The organism is Acidiplasma aeolicum (assembly GCF_001402945.1).
Taxonomy (GTDB): Archaea; Thermoplasmatota; Thermoplasmata; order Thermoplasmatales; family Thermoplasmataceae; genus Acidiplasma; species Acidiplasma aeolicum.
This window is the reverse complement of the sequence record NZ_LKBG01000050.1, coordinates 1-3,614: the sequence shown is the minus strand read 5'-3', so window position 1 is coordinate 3,614 and position 3,614 is coordinate 1. Positions and strand designations below refer to the sequence as shown.

4 protein-coding genes and 1 pseudogene are annotated in these 3,614 nt (G+C 32.5%); 1 reads left to right on the top strand and 4 read right to left on the bottom strand.

Annotated features, from left to right (window positions below; all coding sequences use genetic code 11):
* The 3 genes and pseudogenes from AOG54_RS01795 to purM form a co-directional block, all read right to left on the bottom strand.
* Positions 1–790 (bottom strand): annotated as a pseudogene (locus tag AOG54_RS01795) (hypothetical protein); the annotation flags it as partial.
* A gap of 30 nt (positions 791–820) precedes the next feature.
* Positions 821–1,174, bottom strand: a complete 354-nt coding sequence (locus AOG54_RS01790) for a NifB/NifX family molybdenum-iron cluster-binding protein (RefSeq protein ID WP_048102078.1) — start codon at positions 1,172–1,174, stop codon at positions 821–823.
* A gap of 58 nt (positions 1,175–1,232) precedes the next feature.
* Entirely contained in the window at positions 1,233–2,240 is a 1,008-nt protein-coding gene (gene purM / locus AOG54_RS01785) for a phosphoribosylformylglycinamidine cyclo-ligase (RefSeq protein WP_048102077.1), read from the bottom strand.
* A 141-nt stretch (positions 2,241–2,381) separates the two neighbouring features.
* On the opposite strand from purM, the gene zfx reads away from it, so the two are divergent.
* Positions 2,382–2,819, top strand: a complete 438-nt coding sequence (gene zfx / locus AOG54_RS01780) for a zinc-containing ferredoxin (RefSeq protein WP_052656825.1) — start codon at positions 2,382–2,384, stop codon at positions 2,817–2,819.
* Between the two features lie 143 nt (positions 2,820–2,962).
* Here zfx and AOG54_RS09805 read toward each other — a convergent pair.
* On the bottom strand, positions 2,963–3,614 hold a 652-nt coding region (locus AOG54_RS09805), incomplete at its 5' end, for a hypothetical protein (RefSeq protein WP_330218509.1).

Sequence of the window (3,614 nt, the reverse complement as noted above, 5' to 3'; positions counted from 1 at the left end):
TATTCATTTTATATAATTTATTCATTATTTCATTTGGCCTTATAAAGCCATATTCATATATATATCCAGTAATTAAAGTGCCGTATGTATAATCAAAAAACCTATTGATAAACCCCTTTATTTTTGTATGATTTTTAATCCGATGAAAATCAACTTCGTTAAAATTATTGCTTATTTTTTCTGAGGTGGTTAAAGAATATACAGGTTTATTAAAATAATTCATTGTAAGTGCAAGCGGAAAGGTTCCATTTTTATGTACAAGATCCCCATTAACAGTCACAAGGTCTGAACCCAGTAATAGAATGTCTGCTGATTTGCCAATCTCGTAATATGAATAATCTGTGGTTATGATGGTTTTAATTCCATGGCTGCTTAAATTGTCATAAAGTGATAAACCCTCAAAAGCTGGACCGCTTTCCATAATATATACCTGTTTAATTTTATCCATGTTATTAATAATGGCATCTCTAACCATGGAGCTGTAGCTAATTGTTGCAACTGAAACTTTTCTGTTAAAAATTTGGGCTGAAAACCTTACAGAGGAATCTGTATCCTTTTTAATTAAATCATACAATTTACCTGCATACTCTATTTTTGAAATTTTTCCATTATAGCCTGATAAATAATTGCATGTGTACTCTATTATACCCATACCATAATAGTTTTCCCGGAATTTATTCAGATATAAATCATAATCATTGCCTTTATATTCAATAAACCATTTTATTATGTTGTCTGCGATAACTGTGGCAGATGAAATTTCATCATCAAGAATTTCTTCAGGGTTCATAAAAATAAATATTTTAAAAAAATATAAAAATTAATGCTCCCTGTATAGGATTGGCTCAAGCTCCGTAACTGCCTTTTCCTCAAGGGATTTTAAATTTTTTATCACATCTGATATCGGCTGTTCCTCGGTTACTATATACTTTACCTTTCCAAATGACATCTGATATGACCCAGGGCATAGAGAATTTTCTGTCACAATAAAGGCATCAGGATTTAATGACAGTATTCCGGCCATTGCTATTTCCCTGCCACCATGGGTTCTGCCATAACCAGGATTTTCATATTCCTCAATCTTTTTTGTTTCGTCATCTATTAAAAATATGGAACTGCCATATTCCAGTGGGCTCAACATATTATCCTCATCTACAACACACGCTACCTTCATAATAAACCATAATATATAACAAAATTTAAGCTAATTGTATTTAATAACGCTAAAAAAATTAATAATAACCGTGAAATTCAATAGAATATTTTGGTATTGATATTCCTGAACCGTTCTCAACATGACCTATTTCCTGAACTTCAACACGGTTCTTCATTATGCTCATAAAGTCGCGTTTACTTTCCTCATCTATTATTACGACATAGCCTATGCCCATATTAAATATTTCATACATTTGCCCGTAGGTAAGATTTCCAATTTCCATTAATTTTATAAAAACGTTTTGTGGTTCTATGGGGTTATCTATAACATATTTCATGTCCTTCATTCTGGTTATATTTTTTATTCCCCCACCAGTTATATTTGCCATGCCCTTTATGTTAACTATGTTCAATGCATCTAAAATTTCCCTGACGTATATCCTTGTCGGTTCAAGTAATACATCTGCCACTGTTTTATTCTCTCCTGGAAAATTTTCATCGTATTTGAGTCCAGAGCTTTTGATAATATTTCTCACAGTGGTGAACCCGTTTGAATGAAGGCCACTGCTCTTTAATCCCATTATTATATCGCCGTCTGAGATTCTTTCCCCCGTAACCATCTGACTTTTTTGAAGTATTCCTATGGATGTGCCAGAAATATCTATATGATTAATAAGATCTGGCACTATTGCTGTTTCTCCGCCAACAATGTTAATATTTGCAATCTGAGCCCCAACATTAAAACCTACACCGAGCTGTTTTGCAACCTCATTATCTATATCCTTTAAGGAGATATAATCTAGCATGGCTATTGGTTCAGCTCCGGTTGTAATTGCATCGTTAACGTTCATTGCCACACAGTCAATGCCAAGTGTATTAAACTTACCACTTTCCTCAGCTATAATAGTTTTGGTACCAACACCGTCATTATTAAATGATAGGTAAAAATTGCCGAGATCAATAATAGATGTGAAACCACCTAGAGGGTTTACGGTTTTAAAATCTTCCCTTTTAAACTTTATTTGCCTTAAAAAGTTTGTAACAAACTCGCCCTGGGCTTTTCTATCTAAAATTTTACCCTGCATGATTGGATATTACATTATTAAATAAAGATTTTTATATTTTTACTATATTTAAATTTTTAATCTGCATGTAATTGTATATTAATTTGTTAAAAGGAAAAATATTTTAAGTAATATATGTATTATCGAATTAGGTGATAATGAGTGGTTAAGTTAGAAACCCTGGATTATAAGCCAAAGCCTATAGATCAAAACTATATAAACGATGAACAGAATTACCCTGTAACAGGAGAGCACAAAGGACATAAGGTTAGGGCTGAGGGCATACAGAGGATGGATGCTGATGGAAAGCCATACCCAACAAAGTTTGGTATCCATGGCAGCATTGTGGGTGTTGATTGGGAGGCATGTATAGCAGATGGCGCTTGCATGGATGTTTGTCCTGTATCCCTGTTTGAATGGGAATTAAATCCGGGCCAGTCAGGTACAGGAAACGATAAGCCCATCTCAAAGGATGATAAGGAGTTATGGGATAAATACAGAACAGATAAATGTGACCCAGTAAGGGAAAGCGAGTGCATATTTTGCATGGCATGTGAAAGCGTTTGCCCGACACTTGCAATTAAGGTAAATCCAGAATAAATTTTTATTATTTTTATTTAATAATAAAATGAAGTATAATTTCGATATTTATGTGAGTAGAAAATTGATTTAATATTAATTATCCTTGGGGTGGCACATTTTTAACGTCAGGTCTAAAATTCTATTGCATATATTTTGTTATTTTATTGAGATATTAAAGCCTCGTAAGCCTTTATTCCGTCTGACCTTTTTACTATTACTATGGTTTCATTTGAGCATGAAATTAACTGTAATATATTGATCTCTGCTGAAAATAATTTTTCGTTTATTTTCATGACAAAACCAGGAGTTTTAATTATCTCTGGTGAGGAGAATATATGTATTGAACTTACATCTTTTTCTATTATGGCATTTTTTGGTATTTCTGATAATTTATTTTTAGTTTCATCTATTATGTAAACTATTGAATCTGTTAGATATGTTGCAGATAAATAATTTAAATTTTCAAGCTTTCTGGTTGTGGTAATTACCATAATTTTATCCTGGAGCGTTATTTTGCTTTCTGATAATAATTTATTAATATGAGAGGTAAAATCGTCGCCTGTGTTTTCCATGGACATTTTATTTAGGGCAGATCTTATTGATATTATATTATAACCATTCATTTCATTGTATATCTTTCTTGCAAGCTTGCTGACATTAACAATGCCCATTCTCATTGATATTAATATTTCAGGATTCCTTTTAAGATAATTTCTAACAGCACTCTCAACGTTCCCCCTTCTTAATCTTTTTTCAACCATAATATCATAATACCCGCGGTACACCCACTGGTCAGACCTCATAAAGGCATAA

Coding starts and splice junctions, on each gene's coding strand:
- AOG54_RS01790 (WP_048102078.1), bottom strand. CDS start 1,174: ATGAAGGTAGCGTGTGTTGTAGATGAGGATAATATGTTGAGCCCACTG.
- purM (WP_048102077.1), bottom strand. CDS start 2,240: ATGCAGGGTAAAATTTTAGATAGAAAAGCCCAGGGCGAGTTTGTTACA.